Below are 17,005 nucleotides of genomic sequence, written 5' to 3'. Positions count from 1 at the left end.
TCTGCGTCCAGTGAACCCAGACCCATGCCAGTCTAGTGACGATTCTTGCCAAACCGCCAATAAGCGTGACTCAAATCATGGTCTGCTGTCTCGGCCGCCGAATTCGGGCCAAGAAGTCGTGCAGAATGGGCGCAGAACCGGTCCCGACCCGGTGCCGGAACGGATCCCCAGGCGGTGCCGGAGGCGGCCCGGGAGCGGTGCCGGGATGGGCCCCGTCCCGCACCGCGGAAGCGCCCTAGAATCGAGGGAGAACCCGTTTGGCGCCGAAGGTGCCAGCTAAGGAGCAGCCGTGCGTTTCCTCAATGAGCCCACCACCGATCTGACCTACTCCGACCTCTTCCTGGTGCCGTCCCGTTCCGATGTCACCTCGCGCCTGGACGTGGACCTCGCGGCGGACGACGGGACCGGCTCGGCGATTCCCCTGGTCGCGGCGAACATGACGGCCGTGACCGGCAAACGGATGGCCGAGACCATGGCCCGCCGCGGCGGCCTGGGCGTCCTGCCGCAGGACATCCCGCTCGATGTCATCCGGGACGTTACGGCCTGGATCAAGGGCCGCCACCCGGTGCTGGAGACGCCCGTCACGCTGGCGCCCACGGACACCGTGATTGATGCCCTCCACCTGATGGGCAAGCGGCCGCACGGGGCCGTAGTGGTGGTGGACGCATCCGGCGCGGTGACCGGGGTGGTGCGCGCCGCCGACTGCGAGGGCCAGGACCGTTTCGCGTCGCTGGGCTCCGTTGTCCGCCACCAGCCGCTTGTGCTGGACGCCGGAATGCTGGGTGCCGGAATGCTGGGTGGCGGGACGCCCGACGGCGGATCCGCCGCCGCGGATGCTGTGCAGGCCCTCCGCCGCGCCTTTGAGGCGATGGATGCTGCCGGAACGGACTACGCGCCGGTGCAGCAGGACGGAGTCCTGGCCGGGGTGCTGACCCGCAAGGGCGCCTTGCGCTCCACGCTCTACCGCCCGTCCCTGGACGAGGACGGCAAGCTCAAGGTGGCCGCCGCCGTCGGGATCAACGGCGACGTTGCCGGGCGGGCGGCCGAACTGCTCGCTGCGGGCGTGAACGTGCTGGTCCTTGATACCGCCCACGGCCACCAGCAGAAAATGTTCGACGCCCTGGCCGCCGTGAAGGGACTCAACCCCGGCGTGCCCGTGGTGGCCGGCAACGTGGTCACCGGCGAGGCCACCCGGGAGCTCATTGAAGCAGGGGCGGACATCGTCAAAGTCGGTGTGGGGCCGGGCGCCATGTGCACCACCCGCATGATGACGGCCGTGGGCCGCCCGCAGTTCAGTGCGGTCCTGGAATGCTCCGCGGCCGCGCGGGAGGCCGGTGGCCGGGTATGGGCCGACGGCGGTGTCCGCTACCCGCGCGATGTCGCCCTGGCCCTGGCCGCGGGTGCCAGCCAGGTCATGATCGGCTCCTGGTTTGCCGGCACGCACGAAAGCCCCGGGGACTTGCAGTTCGATGCAGGCGGCCGGCAGTACAAGGAGAGCTTCGGCATGGCGTCCGCCCGCGCGGTTCAGAACCGCAACCAGCGCGAGGGTGCGTTCGAAAAGGACCGCAAGGCCCTTTTCGAGGAGGGCATCTCCACGTCCCGCATGTACCTGGACGCCGCGCGGCCCGGCGTCGAGGACCTGCTGGACATGATCACCGCCGGCCTGCGCAGTTCCATGAGCTACGCCGGCGCTGCCGATCTCGCCGCCTTCCGGGAACGTGCCGTGGCCGGCATCCAGTCCGCGGCCGGGTACGAGGAAGGCCGTCCCGTCCCGCAGAGCTGGTGACGCCGCACGGCTGGTGACGCCGCACGTCGGGGGCTGGCGGCGGCTGCTCCTGTAGACTGAAATCCTTATGGACAGTAAATCTAGGTGCCGGCCTGGGGGCTGTCAGCGGAGAACGGAAACCGTTCCCGCGCAGTCCACCCGCAGAGCCGGCAAACCCCGTTCACGCGCCCATCATTCTCCGGCCTCCCGCCACTCCGGAGCCTTCCAGGAAATAGGGTCGGCCTCCGCCGACCATCCTCCGCCGGGCAGACACGTCCAGCCATCACGTTCGGTGCGGCGGCACCGGCTGTGCGCCGCTGCACCGGAAGCAGGCAGTTAATATGGAATGGCTACTCCTCGCAGCAGGCCTCCTGCTCATCCTCGGCACCGGCTTCTTTGTCGCCGTGGAATTTTCCCTGGTGGCCCTGGACCAGGCCACCGTGCAGCGCGCCGTCGACACCGGCGATACCGCCGCCGAGCCATTGCTCAAATGTCTCAAATCCCTCTCCACCCAGCTCTCCAGCTGCCAGCTGGGCATCACCATGACCACGCTGCTGACCGGATACGTCATGGAACCGTCCGTCGGCAAACTGCTCGAAGGTCCCCTCGCCGCGCTCGGAGTCCCGGCCGCGGCGGCCGCCTCCCTGTCGCTGGTCCTTGCAATGGCGCTGGCCACCCTGCTCTCGATGGTGATCGGCGAGCTGGTGCCCAAGAACATGGCGATCGCGCTGTCCTTTCCGATCGGCAAGGCCGTCGCCCGGCCCCAGCTGGTGTTCACCGCCATCTTCAAGCCCGCAATCGTGGTGCTGAACGGTTTCTCCAACAAGGTCCTGAACGTCTTCGGCCTGGAGGCCAAGGAGGAAATCTCCGGCGCCCGTACCCCGGCCGAACTGGCCTCGCTCGTGCGCCGCTCCGCTGCCATGGGCACCCTCGACGCCGGAACCGCCAACTTCATCGCCCGGACCCTGAAATTCTCCGGACGGACCGCGGCGGACGTCATGACCCCCCGCATCCGCGTGGAAACCATCGACGCCGACCAGCCGGTCTCGGACATTGTCGAGGCCGCGAAGCGCACCGGCTACTCCCGTTTCCCGGTGATCGGAGAATCCTCCGACGACATCCGCGGCGTGGTCCACATCAAGAAGGCCATCGCCGTTCCCGCGGACCGGCGCGCCAAGCTGCAGGCTGGCGCCATCATGACCGATGTGCTCCGCGTGCCCGAGACCATCCATCTGGACGCCCTCCTCGCCGAACTGCGGGAGGGCAACCTGCAGCTGGCGGTGGTCCTGGACGAATACGGCGGCACCGCCGGCGTCGCCACCTTGGAGGACCTCGTGGAGGAAATCGTCGGGGAAGTGGCCGATGAACACGACAAGGTCCGGCCGGGGCTGCTCCAGAGCGCCTCGGGGGACTGGTACTTCCCCGGCCTGCTGCGGCCCGACGAACTCTCCGAACAGATCCCGGGCCTGACCGTGCCTGACGAAGCTGCCTACGAAACGGTGGGAGGCTACGTCATGAGCCAGCTCGGCCGCATCGCGGCAGTCGGGGACACGGTCGACGTCGTCGGCGGGACACTGAGCGTGACCCGCATGGACGGCCGGCGGATCGACCGGATCTGCTTCCGGCCGTCCCGGGAACCCGGCGCCGGCCAGCCCGCGACCCAGGCAGGTGCGGCATGAACGACTGGGCCGGAATTCTCTGGCTTGCCGTCCTGCTGGTCGGCAACGCCTTCTTCGTGGCGGCTGAGTTCGCCGTCATGTCCGCCCGCCGGAGCCAGATCGAGCCGCTGGCCGAGGCCGGTTCCAAGCGCGCGCAGACCACGCTTCGGGCCATGGAAAACGTCTCCCTCATGCTCGCATGCGCCCAGCTCGGCATCACGGTCTGCTCGCTGCTGATCCTGCAGGTGGCCGAGCCCGCCATCCACCACCTTCTGGCGGTCCCGCTGGAAGCGGCGGGCATCCCGATGGAGGCCGCCGACATTGTGGCCTTCACGGTCGCCCTGCTGGTGGTGACGTTCCTGCACGTGACCTTCGGCGAAATGGTGCCCAAGAACATCTCCGTGTCTGTGGCGGACAAGGCGGCCCTGCTGCTGGCGCCGCCGCTGATGTTCATCGCGCGGATGGTGAAGCCGGTGATTGCGGCCCTTAACTGGTCCGCCAACCACATCCTGAAACTCATGCGGATTGAACCCAAGGATGAGGTCACGTCCTCCTTCACCCTCGAAGAAGTGCAGTCGATCGTGCAGGAATCCACCCGCCACGGGCTCGTGGACGACGACGCCGGGCTCATCACCGGAGCGCTGGAGTTCTCCGAACACACGGCGTCCCACGTGATGGTCCCGCTGGGAAAACTCGTCATGCTCAAGGCGGCCACCACGCCGGCGGAATTCGAAAAGGCGGTGAGCCGGACCGGGTTCTCGCGCTTCCCGATGCTCGATGACGACGGCATGCTGTCCGGGTACCTCCATATCAAGGATGTGCTGACCATTCCGGATGCCGGGTATCACCAGCCGATTGCCGAAAGCCGCATCCGGTCGCTGGCGAACCTCGCAATGGAGGACGAAATCGAGAAGGCCATGTCCGTCATGCAGCGCACAGGCTCGCACCTTGCCCGTGTGATCGGTCCGGACGGGCTGACCCAGGGGGTGCTGTTCCTGGAAGACGTGATCGAACAGCTCGTCGGCGAAATCCGGGACGCCACGCAGGCCACCGGCTACCGAAGGCTGGGACAGGACCAGTAGCGGAGGCGAGGCGGCGCACCGTGTATCCCTAAATAGGAATGATTCCCATTTAGGGATACACTCGGGCTGTTGCTATTGCTCCTGATTCTCAATAACAGATCCGAGGTTTTCCGTGCGTCGTCCCGCTGCCCGAGCCATGCTGGCCGGTTTTGCCGGCTTAGGCCTCCTGCTCACGGCCTGCAGCCCGACGGCGGGAAGCTCCCGGGGGACCGCCGCTGACGGCGTCGTCGACGTCGTCGCCTCCACCAGCGTCTACGGCGACATAGTCTCCAGCATCGGCGGCGACAAGGTCCGGGTCAGCTCGATCATCAACCGCACCAGCCAGGACCCGCATTCCTACGAGGCCACCACGCAGGACAAGCTGGCTGTGTCCAAGGCCGAGCTCGTGGTGGAGAACGGCGGGGGATACGACGCCTTCATCGACACGCTGGCGACCGACACCGGGCTGGACCGCGGCAGCGTCATCAACGCCGTGGACGTCGCCGGCGTCGCCTCCGAAAGCCCGGCAGCGGCGAGCCCCGATTCCTCCGGCCACGCCCACGAACATGCCGGGCTGAACGAGCACGTCTGGTACAGCCTGCCGGCCATGTCCCGCCTCGCGGACGCCGTCGCCGACAAGCTGGGTGCCCTGGAACCGGGCTCGGCGGAGACCTTCCGGCGCAATGCGGCGGCCTTCAAGGACTCGCTGGGCGGCCTGGAAGCCAAGCTCGCCGCCATCAAGGCCTCGGCAGGCCACACGCCCGTGGCCGTCACCGAGCCGGTGCCGCTCTACCTGCTCGAGGATGCGGGACTGGAGAATGAGACCCCGGCCGAGTACACGGCCGCGATCGAGGAGGACGCCGACGTCCCGCCGGCCGTGCTCAAGGCAGCCGTCGATCTTGTGGCATCCCGTGGCGTCCGGCTGCTGGCCTACAATACCCAGACCGAGGGACCGCAGACGGTGGCGCTGAAGAACGCCGCCAAGACCGCCGGCGTCCCGGTGGTGAACTTCAGCGAAACCCTCCCGGACGGCCAGTCCTACGTGCAGTGGATGACCGGGAACGTTGAGAGCATCAGCAAGGCCCTAGGATGATCGCACCAGCAGGAGCAGCAGTCTCCGCAGAAAATCGAGGACACCTCATTTGACACCGGTAGTGAGCCTGCGTGGCGCCTCCCTGACGTTCGGCAAGCGGACACTGTGGGAGGGCCTGGACCTGGACATCAATCCGGGTGAATTCTTTGCCGTGCTCGGTCCCAACGGCAGCGGCAAGACCACCTTCCTGAAGGTCCTGCTGGGGCTCCAGGCGTTAAGCACCGGCACGGCCGTGCTCGACGGCCGGCCCGTTGAGCGGGGCAGCCGCCGGATCGGCTACGTGCCCCAGCAGAAATCCTTCGACCCCGACACGCCCCTGCGCGCCCGTGACCTCGTGGCCCTCGGCGTCGACGGCCACCGCTGGGGGATCCGCCTGGGCGGCGCGAAGGTGAACCGAAAGGTCGACGAACTCCTGGAACTTGTGGGCGCCAGCGACTACGCCAAGGTGCCGGTGGGCCAGCTCTCCGGCGGCGAGCAGCAGCGCCTGCGCGTGGCCCAAGCCCTCGCCACGGATCCCAACGTGCTGCTGTGCGACGAGCCGTTGCTGTCCCTGGACCTTCAGCACCAGCAGGCCGTCAGCGCCCTGATCAACAAGCAATGCCATGAAGCCGACAGCGCCGTGGTGTTCGTGACGCACGAGATCAACCCGATCATGGACTACGTGGACCGGGTCCTGTACCTGGCCGGCGGACGGTTCCGCGTGGGCACGCCTGCCGAGGTCATGACCACCGAGGTGCTCTCCGATTTGTACGGCAGCCACGTGGAAGTCATCCAGACCAACGGCCGGCTGATCGTCGTGGGGCTGCCGGATGCAACGACGCACCACCACCAGGACGCGCATTCGGTCGCAGGGGAGATGGGCTAAATGGACCTGGGCAACCTGCTGCATTCAATTTTCAACTTCGAGAACTACGGCGAGCTGCTGGTCCTGGTGCAGAACTCGATCTGGGCCGGCGCCGTCCTCGGGCTGCTCGGCGGCCTGATGGGCACCTTCGTGATGAAACGCGACCTCGCCTTCGCGGTCCACGGAATCTCGGAACTGTCCTTTGCCGGGGCGGCGTTCGCGCTGCTGATCGGCGCGAACATCGTCCTCGGCTCACTGGCCGGATCGGTCATCGCGGCCCTGGTGCTGGGCGTCATGGGGGTCCGCGCGCGGGACAAGAACTCAATCATCGGCGTCATCATGCCCTTCGGGCTGGGCCTGGGCATCCTGTTCCTGTCCCTGTATGAGGGCCGGGCGGCCAACAAGTTCGGCCTGCTGACCGGGCAGATCGTGTCCGTCGGGACCGTCCAGCTGCAGGTCCTCGCGGTCGCCGCGGTGGTGGTGATGGTGGCGCTGGTCGCGATCTGGCGGCCGCTGACCTTCGCCAGTGTGGACCCCGACGTCGCCACCGCCCGCGGCGTGCCGGTGCGGGCACTGGCCCTTGGGTTCATGGTGCTGCTGGGCATCAGCGTGGCGCTGTCCATCCAGATTGTGGGCGCCCTGCTGGTCCTGGCCCTCCTGATCACGCCGGCGGCGGCCGCCATGCGGGTCACGTCCTCGCCGCGGCTGGTGGTGACGTTGAGCATCGTCTTCGCCATGACCGCCACCGTGGGCGGGATCCTGCTGGCGCTCGGCGGCCGGCTGCCGATCAGCCCCTACGTGACCACGCTGTCTTTCCTGATCTACGTGGCCTGCCGCATGATCGGCGGCGCCCGGGCCAAGCGGGGGCTCAACGGCCGGATCCTGCCGGCGGCCGCTGCCTAAGGCCTCCCCGGTTGCCTTGTCGGGCCCCGCCCCGGCGTCTGGGCGGCGTAATCTCCCCATGTTTGGCGGCGGCCGACGGCGGGTCCCTGCGACCCGCCGGTGCATTCCGGCGTCGCGACGTCAAAGCAGGGGAATTTCCGCGGCCTCGGCTAGCGGCCGGCCTGCAACGCCGTGCATTCGGGGCACAACCCGAAGATTTCCACGGTGTGCTCCACCGCGGTGAAGCCGTGCTCTTTCGCGATCCGCGCGGCCCAGGCTTCCACCGCCGGGGCTTCCACTTCCACGGCCTTGCCGCAGTTGCGGCACAGCAGGTGATGGTGGTGCCCGGTGACGGCGCAGCGCCGGTACACCGCCTCGCCGTCGGCGTTGCGCAGGACATCCACCAGCCCGTCGTCGGCGAGTGACTGCAGGATGCGGTAGGACGTGGCGAGGGACACGGCCGTGCCACGCTCGTGGAGGATGCGGTGCAATTCCTGGGTGCTGACAAAGTCCGCGAGATCGTCGAGGGCGGCGCTGACGGCGAGACGCTGCTTGGTGACGCGCTGCTCCTTGCCCTGCGCGGGCGCCGAGGCCGGACTCCGGCTGCTGCCGGCGGTGGCGCCCTGGGACATCATGGAACTCGCTTCATCTTAGGTTTCGCGGGTGGGACCCGCCGAGGTGGTGGCAATGTCCAAGATTACCAGCGTGCGGGATCGCCGGCAGAGCTCCGTGGACACCGTGACTGCCGTTGCCTAGGCTGGCCGGATGAAGCTGACCAAATTCACGCACGCCTGTGTCCGCCTCGAGAAGGACGGACGGGTGCTGGTGTTCGACCCGGGCACATTCTCGGAGACGGATCAGGCCCTGGCCGGAGCGCAGTCCGTGCTGATCACCCACGAGCACGCCGACCACGTGGACGTCGACGCCGTCGCCGCGGCGCTGCAGTCCAACACGGCCCTTGAGTTATTCGCCCCGGAGGCAGTGGCTGCCGCGCTCCGCAGCAAGGCTCCCGACGCCGGAAGCCGCATCCATGCGGCGGCCGCGGGCGAGGAATTTGAAACCGCGGGCTTCGCGGTCCGGACCTATGGCGGCCAGCATGCCCTCATTCACCCGCAGATTCCCGTGGTGGCAAACGTCGGCTACCTTGTGGATGGGAACGTCTACCACCCCGGGGACTCCTTCGCCATTCCCGACGGCGTTGAGGTCCGGACGCTGCTTGTGCCCATTCACGCCCCGTGGAACAAAGTGGGCGAGGTGGTGGACTTCGTGATCGGCGTCCGAGCGCCGCAGGCTTTCCCGATCCACGACGCGCTCCTGAACGAGATGGGCCGCGGCCTGGTGGAAGGGCACGTGACGCGGATCGGCGCCAAGTACGGCACCGAGTACCGGCACCTTTCCAGCGGCGACTCCGTGGAGGTTTAGCCAACTGGCTTTAGCCAACTGGCGGCTTAGGCCGGCCAGACTCCGCTCGTGAAGAACTCGCGGAGCACGGCCTCGTGCGGTTCCGGATCCAGGCCCTGGGCTGCCAGCCACTCCGGGTTGTAATAGTTCCCGGCGTAGCGGTCCCCGGCGTCGCACATCAGCGACACAACACTGCCCCGGCGGCCCTCGGCGATCATTCCTGCGATGAGCTGCCACACGCCCCAAAGGTTGGTGCCGGTCGACGGGCCGGCGTGCAGACCGGCGTGCTCCCTGAGGTGCCGCATGGCCGCCACGGACGCGGCGTCCGGAACCTGAATCATGTGGTCAATCACGGCGGGCACAAAACTCGGCTCCATCCGCGGCCGGCCAATGCCCTCGATGCGGGACGGCAGTCCGGCAGCCGTCCCGCCTCTAGTTGTCGCCCCTGTGATTGTCCCGTCTGTGATTGTCCCGCCTGCGGCGGGTGTCCCGCCGCCGGACTGGCTGGCCTCCCAGCCCGGAAAGAACGCGGAATTCTCCGGATCGACGACGGCGAGCCTCGTCTCATGGCGGTGATAGCGCAGGTAGCGTCCGATCGTGGCGCTGGTCCCGCCGGTGCCGGCCCCGACCACTACCCAGCGGGGAACCGGATGCTCCTCCATCGCCAGCTGGCCGAAGATCGACTCGGCGATGTTGTTGTTCCCGCGCCAGTCCGTGGCCCTCTCGGCGTACGTGAACTGGTCCATGTAGTGGCCGCCGGTGCTGCCGGCCAGGTCCGCGGCCGCCTCGTAGACCTCGGAGGCGTGGTCCACCAGGTGGCAGGACCCACCGAACTGTTCGATCAGGGCGATCTTTTCCCGGCTGGTGGTCCGTGTCATCACCGCGATGAAGGGCAGTCCCAGCAGCTGCGCAAAATAGGCCTCGGAGACGGCGGTGCTGCCGCTGGAGGCCTCAACGATCGTGGTGCCTTCCCGGATCCAGCCGTTGACGAGGCCGAAAAGGAACAGCGAACGTGCCAGCCGGTGCTTGAGGCTGCCCGTGCGGTGCGTGGACTCGTCCTTCAGGTACAGCTGCACACCCCAGTGCTCGGGAAGCGGGACCGAATACAGATGGGTGTCGGCAGACCGGTTGTTTTCGGCATTGATCCGGCGGACGGCCTCGTCGGCCCAGGCCCGGTCCTGCTGGTGCGCGGTGTTCACCGCTACAGCCTACCGGGGACGGCAGGACGGGCGAAGATAGAGTGGGCGCATGGACACCCTCATCGATGCAGCTGCCCTGAAGGACCAACTGGACGGCGCCCGCGAAAATGGACCGCGCACAGCGCTCCTCGATGTTCGCTGGGCGCTGGGTGACCCCCATGGGCATGACCACTATGTGCGCGAACACATTCCCGGAGCCGTCTTCGTGGACCTCGCCACTGAACTCGCCGGACCCGCGGAACCGAGCCGCGGACGGCATCCGTTGCCGACGCTGGAGCAGTTCCAGGAGTCCGCGCGGCGCTGGGGCATCAACGACGGCGACACCGTGGTGGCGTACGACGACAGCGGCAACATGGCTGCCGCCCGGCTGTGGTGGATGCTGCGCAATGCCGGTGTCCGTCCCGTCCACCTGCTCGACGGCGGCCTTGCCGCCTGGCGTGCCGCCGGTTTCGAGCTGGCCGCGGGAGCCGAACAGCCCGCGCCCGGAAATGTCACCCTGTCCGAGGGTGACATGCCCGCGATCGACGCCGGACAGGCAGCTTCCTGGGCTCAGCAGGGGCTGCTTCTCGATGCCCGGGCGGGGGAGCGGTACCGCGGAGAATTCGAACCGGTGGATCCTCGCGCCGGCCACATTCCGGGCGCTGTCAGTGCACCCACCACCGGCAATTTGCAGGCGGACGGGCGGTTTCTGGCTCCGGAAGAACTGCGGCAACGGTTCGAGCTGCTCGGTTACCGGGCCGGTGTCCCCACCGCCGTGTACTGCGGTTCCGGAGTGACCGCCGCCCACGAAATCGCAGCCCTGGAGATCGCCGGCTTCTCCGCCGCCTTGTACCCGGGCTCGTTTTCGGAATGGTGCCACGGTGTCTCGAACGACGTCGTCACCGGGCCGCAACCGTACGGCGAGGACGCGGCGTCAAACTAGTGCCCGTGCGCGCACCGGCTGGTTCGAGTGCGGCCGGAGCACGGCGTCGCAGAGTATGTGCGCCATCAGTCCAGCGTTCCCAACCCCCGAGGAAGCTGCCCGGCAGAGATTCTCCACGGGGACGAAGTCCAGATAGTTGTAGTGCCGCGCTAACAACAATGAACCCGTATCCGTAAGGGGATCCCGCAGCAGCTGAATGCCTTGGGAGCGTCAGAGTTTGTGCAGGCTTCCGAAGGACCCCTGCACGCGGGCCCCTCGCGGACCCCTGCACGCGGGCCCCTCGCGGGCTCCGGCACGCGGACCCCGGGACCCGGGCGCGCGGCGGCCGATGCGCGTGCCAGCAGTGTGGCGTGGGGCTCCAAAGTGGAACAGACGCCGGGACCGGGGGTAGCGTCGACGTATGACACCTGGACGCCCTGTACCCCCGCCCCTGGCCAAGCCGCTGCCGGAACCCGACGCCACCTCGCACACCACCGCCGACAAAGTCGCGCAGACCGCCGGACCGACCCTGGCCGCCGCCTACGGTGCCACCTCACCGGACAGCGGACTCGTTCCTTTGACGGTGTCCCGCCGGGCGCCCAAGGCGGACGACATTGAGATCGCCATCGAATTCTGCGGACTGTGCCACTCTGACGTGCACGCCACCCGCGGCGAATGGGGCGGCGACACCTACCCCCTGATCCCGGGCCATGAGATCGTCGGCCGGGTCAGCCGGCTCGGTTCCGGCGTGGACGACTTCACGGTGGGTGAGCGCGTGGGCGTGGGTTGCATGGTGGATTCCTGCCGCGAATGCGACAGCTGCCTGGACGGCCTCGAGCAGTACTGCGAAAACGGAATGGTGGGAACGTACGGGGCCAAGGATCCCCGCAATGACGGCGCCATCACGCAGGGCGGCTACTCGACGTCGATCGTCGTGGACCGCAACTATGTCCTGCGCGTGCCGGAGAGCCTGGACCCCGCCGCGGCCGCACCCCTGCTGTGCGCCGGCATCACCACGTACTCGCCCCTGAACCACTTTGAAGTTGAGGAAGGCGACGTGGTCGGCGTCGTCGGTCTCGGCGGTCTCGGCCACATGGCCGTTAAGATCGCCAAGGCCATGGGTGCCGAAGTCAAGGTCTTCACCACCTCGGAGAAGAAGTTCGCCGCGGCCCGCGAGCTGGGCGCCGACGACGTTATCCTCTCCACCGACCCGGCCGCGATGGAGGCCGCGAACCGCAGCATCGACGTCATCATCGACACCGTCGCCGCGCCGCACGACCTCAACCCGTACTTCCGCACGCTGCGCCTGGACGGCGCGCTGTTCCAGCTGGGCCTGCCCTCGGAAGCGATGCCTCCCGTCAATCCCGGCGCGCTGATCCGGCGCCGGATCGCGTACGCGGGGTCGCTGATCGGCGGCATCGCCGAGACCCAGGAGATGCTGGACTTCTGCGCCGAGCACGGCGTGGTGTCCGACGTCGAGGTGGTGGGGGCAGACCAGCTCAACGAAGCCTACGACCGCATGGTGGCGGGCGACGTGAAGTACCGTTTTGTTTTGGATGCCAGCACCCTGGGGTCCCCGGCGGAAAAGGCGGACGCATGAGCACTCTCTTCACCAAAATCATCAACGGCGAGATCCCGGGCCGCTTCGTCTGGCGCGAGGACAACGTCGTGGCGTTCCTGACGATGGGGCCGCTGGCCGACGGCCACACCCTCGTGGTGCCCACCGAGGAAGTGGACCGCTGGACGGACGCCTCACCTGAGGTCCTCGGCCGGGTCATGGAGGTTGCGCGCAAGATCGGCGCCGTCCAGGTGGACGTGTTCGACGCCGCGCGGGCCGGCCTGATCGTGGCCGGCTACGAAATCAACCACATGCACGTCCACGTGTGGCCCTCCAACTCGATGGCGGACTTTGATTTCGGCTCGGTCGACCAGCACCCGGATCCGGCCAGGCTGGACGCCAACGCTGAGAAGCTCCGCGCAGGCCTCCGCACCGCCGGGTACTCGAAGCACGTCCCGGACGCCTAGCTCCCGGAGACGCAGCCCCCGACGCCTGAGTGGCATCTGGGGACGGCCAGGAACTGGCGCCGGCGCAGCACCCCATGGGGGTCTACGCCGGCGCCAGTACCTTGTTAAGCGCCGCCCGGATGCGCTTTTCGGACACCGAATAGGCGGTGCCCAGTTCGACGGCGAAGAGGCTCACCCGCAGCTCTTCGATCATCCAGCGCACGTGGGTTAACTCCGCACCGGCCCGCCGTCCGGGCAACAGGGCGGAGACGGCGTCGTCGTAGTCGTCCTCGAGCGCCTGGACCGCGGCCATGTGCTGGGCGTCCCGCTGGACGTTGCCCGGAAGCTTCTCCAGGCGTTTCTCGATCCCCGCTAGGTAGCGCGGCAGCTGGCTGAGCTGGGCGTAGCCCGTGCGTGCCACGAAACCGGGATAGACGAGCTGCTCCAGTTGGCTTTTGACGTCGTTGAGCGCGCTGATGAGCGCCAGGCTCGTGGTTCCCTTGAGCTGCTTTTCGATCCGGCGCGTGCTCGCCAGGATGCGTTCGACGACGGCCGTGACAGTGAAGACGGTGTCGATCAGTTCCGCCCTGACGGTCTCGTAGAGCGCCTTGAAGGACGCCTCGTCCCACGGCAGCCCGGCCGGCGTGAGCTTGTCGATGGCGGCCAGGGCGCAGTCCGCGATCAGCGCGGTCACGGAGCCGTGCGGGTTCTGGCTGAACGTCAGCTTCTCGGTGTTGTTCAGGTGCTCCAGGACGTAGCGGTCCGGCGGCGGCACTTTCAGGGCCAGGAGCCTGATGACGCCGCCGCGCATGGCTTCCTGCTGCTCGGACGGCGTCTGAAACAGCCGCAGCGCCACGGACTTTCCCTCGTCCACCAGAGCCGGGTAGCCGGTGACGGTGTGCCCGCCGACGCTGCCCTGAACCTGGCGCTGTACTGTTCCGAACGTCCAGTCCGTGAGTCCGGACAATTCGGTGAACCCGCCCGTCCCCGCGGAAGTTGCAGCCGCCAGGGCGGCCGACGGCGACGAGCCGGCCCGTGATGTCCGGCCCGTGTCCCTCCCGTTGCCAGTGCCGCCCCTCACGGTGTCCTGCCCACCGGACTGCCCCTTCGCCGCCTGCCCCTTCGCCGGAGCCGTGGTGGCCGGTGTGGCTCCAAGGGATTCCGCGATGGCCCGGCGGGTGGCCGGGGCCAGCCGTTCCTGCAGCGCGCCGAGGTCCTTGCCCTCGTCCAGCACCTTGCCGCGGGAATCCACCACCTTGAAGCTGACCCGCAAGTGCGGCGGCACGGCGTCCCAGTTCCAGGACCCCGGCGGGATGACTTGTCCGCGGATGCGGCGCAGCACGAGTTCGAGCGACGGTTCGAGCTCGTCGGTGGCGGGATCGAAGTCGGCTTCCAGCGCCGCGACGGCCTGGCGGGCCACATCCGGGGCGGGGACGAAGTTTTTGCGGACCTGCTTGGGCAGCGACTTGATGAGCGCCGTGACAAGTTCCACCCGCTGGCCCGGGATCAGCCAGCGGAACGCTGCGTCGTCGAGCTGGTTCAGGAACAGCACGGGAACCTCGGCGGTGACGCCGTCGGAGGGATTCGGCGGTGAACCGGGCGCCACGGGATGGAACTCGTAGCTTAGCGGCAGCTCGAAGCCCTTGTGCAGCAGGGTCTTCGGGTAGGCCGAGTCGTCCAGGGCCGCGGCGTCCTCGCTGATCAGCAGGGACTGATCGAAGTCCAGCAGCGTCGGATCCTGCTGCCGCGCGTCCTTCCACCACTTGTCGAAGTGCCGCTCCGAGACCACTTCCTGGCCGATCCGGGCATCGTAGAACTCGAACAGCGTCTCATCATCCACCAGGATGTCCCGGCGCCGCATCCGGGCCTCGAGCTCCTCGACTTCGTGGAGCAGGGCGCGGTTGCGGTGGAAGAACTTATGGTGGGTCTGCCAGTCGCCTTCCACCAGGGCGTGGCGGATGAAGAGCTCCCTGCAGAGCTCCGGATCCACATTGCCGTAGTTGATGCGCCGGCTCGGGATGATCGGCACGCCGTACAGGGTGACCTTTTCATGGGCCATCACCGAGCCCATCTTCTTGGACCAGTGCGGCTCGCTGTAGCTGCGTTTGACCAGGTCCGGGGCCACCTGCTCGGCCCAGAGCGGATCAAACTTCGCCGCGACGCGGGCCCAGAGCCGGCTCGTCTCCACGAGTTCGGCGGCCATCACGAAGGTGGGGGATTTCTTGAACAGAGCCGAACCCGGGAAGATCGCGAAACGGCTGCCGCGGGCACCGGCGTACTCGCGCTTGCGTTCGTCGAGGATGCCGATGTGGCTCAGCAGCCCCGACAGCAGGCTGATGTGGATGCCGTCGTGGTTGCCCACGGGATCGGCCAGGCGCTTGTTGTCCAGGCTGATGCCCAGCGGCCGGGCAAGCTGGCGCAGTTGGGCGAAGAGGTCCTGCCATTCGCGCACGCGAAGGTAGTTGATGAATTCGTTGCGGCAGAGCCGGCGGAACGCGGTGGAGGAGAGTTCCTGCTGTTTTTCCTGCAGGTAGTTCCACAGGTTCAGGTAGCCGGTGAAGTCCGAGTTCTCGTCCCGGAAGCGGGCGTGCTTTTCCGCGGCGAGCTGCTGTTTATCGGTTGGGCGCTCACGCGGGTCCTGGATGGTCAGCGCGGCGGCCAGGATCATGACTTCGCGGACGCAGCCGCGCTTGCCCGCCTCCACGATCATCCTGCCGAGCCTCGGGTCCACCGGCAGCTGCGCCAGTTTCTGCCCGACGGCGGTGAGTCCGCCGCCGTTCCTTCCGAGGGAGCCGCCAGACGCGCCGGCGGGCCGGCGGCCGGTGCGGCCGTCGCCGTCGTCCGCTGGTTCCTGCCGTGCGGCACTGAGGGCGCCGAGCTCGCGCAGGAGGCTGACGCCGTCGTTGATGGCGCGTGAATCCGGCGGTTCGACAAAGGGGAAGTTCTCCACGTCCTTCGGCCCGCGCGCCACGCCCATGGCGGTCATCTGCAGGATGACGGCCGCGAGGTTCGTGCGCAGGATCTCCGGGTCCGTGAACAGCGGCCGGGACTCGAAGTCCTCCTCGGAGTACAGCCGGATCGCGATGCCGTCGGAGACACGGCCGCAGCGGCCCGAGCGCTGGTTGGCCGAGGCCTGGGAGACACGCTCGATCGGCAGGCGCTGGACCTTGGTGCGGTGCGAGTAGCGGGAGATGCGGGCCGTGCCGGTGTCGATGACGTACTTGATGCCCGGGACCGTGAGCGAGGTCTCGGCGACGTTGGTGGCCAGCACGATCCGGCGTTTGCTGCCGGGGTGGAAGACCTTGTGCTGCTCCTGCAGGCTCAGCCGGGCGAAGAGGGGGAGGACCTCGGTGCCGGCCAGCCGCCGGTTGGACTGGATGCGGGCGTTGAGGGCCTCCGCAGCGTCGCGGATTTCGCGCTCTCCGGAGAAGAAGATGAGGATGTCGCCGGGGGCTTCCAGAGCGAGTTCGTCGACGGCGTCGCACACCGCGTCGAGCGGGTCACGGTCCTCCTCGAGTTCGTCGTCCGCGACTGCGCCTTCTCCGTCTCCATCTTCGGCGCCTGCGCCGCCGGCCGGCTGGGAGAGCGGGCGGTAGCGGATCTCCACCGGGTAGGTCCGGCCCGAAACTTCAATGATGGGGGAGGGCTCGTCCTCGCTGCCGAAGTGCTTGGCGAAGCGCTCCGGATCGATCGTGGCCGAGGTGATGATGATCTTCAGGTCCGGGCGCTGCGGCAGGATCCGCTTGAGGTAACCGAGAATGAAGTCGATGTTGAGGCTGCGCTCGTGGGCCTCGTCGATGATGATGGCGTTGTACTTGCGCAGCAGCTTGTCGCGCTGGATCTCCGCCAGCAGGATGCCGTCGGTCATGAGCTTGACCTTCGTGGAGCGGCTGACCTCGCCGGTGAAGCGGACCTGGAAACCCACCTCCTGGCCGATCTCGACGCCGAGTTCCTCCGCAATGCGCTCGGCGACAGTGCGGGCCGCGAGCCGGCGGGGCTGGGTGTGGCCGATCAGCCCGTTCTCGCCCAGGCCGAGCTCCAGGCACATCTTCGGGATCTGGGTGGTCTTACCGGAACCGGTCTCGCCGGCGATGATGGTCACCTGGTTGGCCGCGATGGCGGCCATCAAATCTTCGCGGCGCTCGGAAACCGGCAGCTCGGCGGGGTAGGAAATATGCAATGTCATGGCTGGAGACA

The 17,005-nt window shown here is 67.8% G+C and carries 13 protein-coding genes; 10 read left to right on the top strand and 3 right to left on the bottom strand.

Going from position 1 to position 17,005, the window contains the following annotated elements; genetic code table 11:
• Positions 1 to 289 precede the first annotated feature (289 nt).
• The 6 genes from LDO15_RS15100 (at position 290) to LDO15_RS15075 (ending at position 7,324) form a co-directional block, all read left to right on the top strand.
• On the top strand, positions 290 to 1,786 hold the full coding sequence (locus LDO15_RS15100; protein ID WP_223979857.1) for a GuaB1 family IMP dehydrogenase-related protein: 1,497 nt from the start codon (positions 290 to 292) through the stop codon (positions 1,784 to 1,786).
• A 320-nt stretch (positions 1,787 to 2,106) separates the two neighbouring features.
• A complete protein-coding gene (locus LDO15_RS15095; RefSeq protein WP_223979856.1) occupies positions 2,107 to 3,444 on the top strand; it encodes a hemolysin family protein in 1,338 nt (445 codons plus the stop codon).
• A complete protein-coding gene (locus LDO15_RS15090; RefSeq protein ID WP_223979855.1) occupies positions 3,441 to 4,505 on the top strand; it encodes a hemolysin family protein in 1,065 nt (354 codons plus the stop codon). Before LDO15_RS15095 ends, LDO15_RS15090 begins: the two co-directional genes overlap by 4 nt.
• A gap of 112 nt (positions 4,506 to 4,617) precedes the next feature.
• Positions 4,618 to 5,577 (top strand): zinc ABC transporter substrate-binding protein, encoded by a 960-nt coding sequence (locus tag LDO15_RS15085; RefSeq protein ID WP_223979854.1) that lies wholly within the window; start codon positions 4,618 to 4,620, stop codon positions 5,575 to 5,577.
• Between the two features lie 49 nt (positions 5,578 to 5,626).
• Positions 5,627 to 6,442: a metal ABC transporter ATP-binding protein gene (locus tag LDO15_RS15080; RefSeq protein WP_223979852.1), complete on the top strand. Its 816-nt coding sequence runs from the start codon at positions 5,627 to 5,629 to the stop codon at positions 6,440 to 6,442.
• The gene (locus LDO15_RS15075; RefSeq protein WP_223979850.1) at positions 6,443 to 7,324 is read left to right on the top strand and encodes a metal ABC transporter permease; all 882 of its coding nucleotides are present in this window, start codon (positions 6,443 to 6,445) and stop codon (positions 7,322 to 7,324) included.
• Positions 7,325 to 7,473: 149 nt separating this feature from the next.
• Here LDO15_RS15075 and LDO15_RS15070 read toward each other — a convergent pair whose 3' ends face one another.
• Entirely contained in the window at positions 7,474 to 7,935 is a 462-nt protein-coding gene (locus LDO15_RS15070) for a Fur family transcriptional regulator (protein ID WP_223987431.1), read from the bottom strand.
• 133 nt (positions 7,936 to 8,068) lie between these two features.
• Here LDO15_RS15070 and LDO15_RS15065 point away from each other — a divergent pair, with 133 nt between their 5' ends.
• On the top strand, positions 8,069 to 8,725 hold the full coding sequence (locus LDO15_RS15065) for an MBL fold metallo-hydrolase (protein WP_223979848.1): 657 nt from the start codon (positions 8,069 to 8,071) through the stop codon (positions 8,723 to 8,725).
• Positions 8,726 to 8,751: 26 nt separating this feature from the next.
• On the opposite strand, the gene LDO15_RS15060 is transcribed toward LDO15_RS15065, so the two are convergent.
• A complete protein-coding gene (locus tag LDO15_RS15060) occupies positions 8,752 to 9,903 on the bottom strand; it encodes a PLP-dependent cysteine synthase family protein (protein ID WP_223979846.1) in 1,152 nt (383 codons plus the stop codon).
• A 49-nt stretch (positions 9,904 to 9,952) separates the two neighbouring features.
• Between LDO15_RS15060 and LDO15_RS15055 the strand changes: the two genes are divergently transcribed.
• The 3 genes from LDO15_RS15055 (at position 9,953) to LDO15_RS15045 (ending at position 12,829) form a co-directional block, all read left to right on the top strand.
• Complete coding sequence (locus LDO15_RS15055; protein WP_223979844.1) at positions 9,953 to 10,825, top strand: sulfurtransferase; 873 nt, start codon at positions 9,953 to 9,955, stop codon at positions 10,823 to 10,825.
• Between the two features lie 400 nt (positions 10,826 to 11,225).
• Positions 11,226 to 12,404, top strand: coding sequence for an NAD(P)-dependent alcohol dehydrogenase (locus tag LDO15_RS15050; RefSeq protein WP_223979842.1), 1,179 nt, complete (start codon positions 11,226 to 11,228; stop codon positions 12,402 to 12,404).
• On the top strand, positions 12,401 to 12,829 hold the full coding sequence (locus LDO15_RS15045; RefSeq protein ID WP_223979840.1) for an HIT family protein: 429 nt from the start codon (positions 12,401 to 12,403) through the stop codon (positions 12,827 to 12,829). Before LDO15_RS15050 ends, LDO15_RS15045 begins: the two co-directional genes overlap by 4 nt.
• A gap of 82 nt (positions 12,830 to 12,911) precedes the next feature.
• On the opposite strand, the gene hrpA is transcribed toward LDO15_RS15045, so the two are convergent.
• The gene (gene hrpA / locus LDO15_RS15040; RefSeq protein WP_223979839.1) at positions 12,912 to 16,994 is read right to left on the bottom strand and encodes an ATP-dependent RNA helicase HrpA; all 4,083 of its coding nucleotides are present in this window, start codon (positions 16,992 to 16,994) and stop codon (positions 12,912 to 12,914) included.
• Positions 16,995 to 17,005: the final 11 nt, after the last annotated feature.

It is taken from the genome of Arthrobacter sp. NicSoilB8, from assembly GCF_019977355.1.
Taxonomy (GTDB): Bacteria; Actinomycetota; Actinomycetes; order Actinomycetales; family Micrococcaceae; genus Arthrobacter.
Note: the sequence above shows the minus strand (reverse complement) of the source record. Positions and strands in the feature narration are given on the sequence as shown.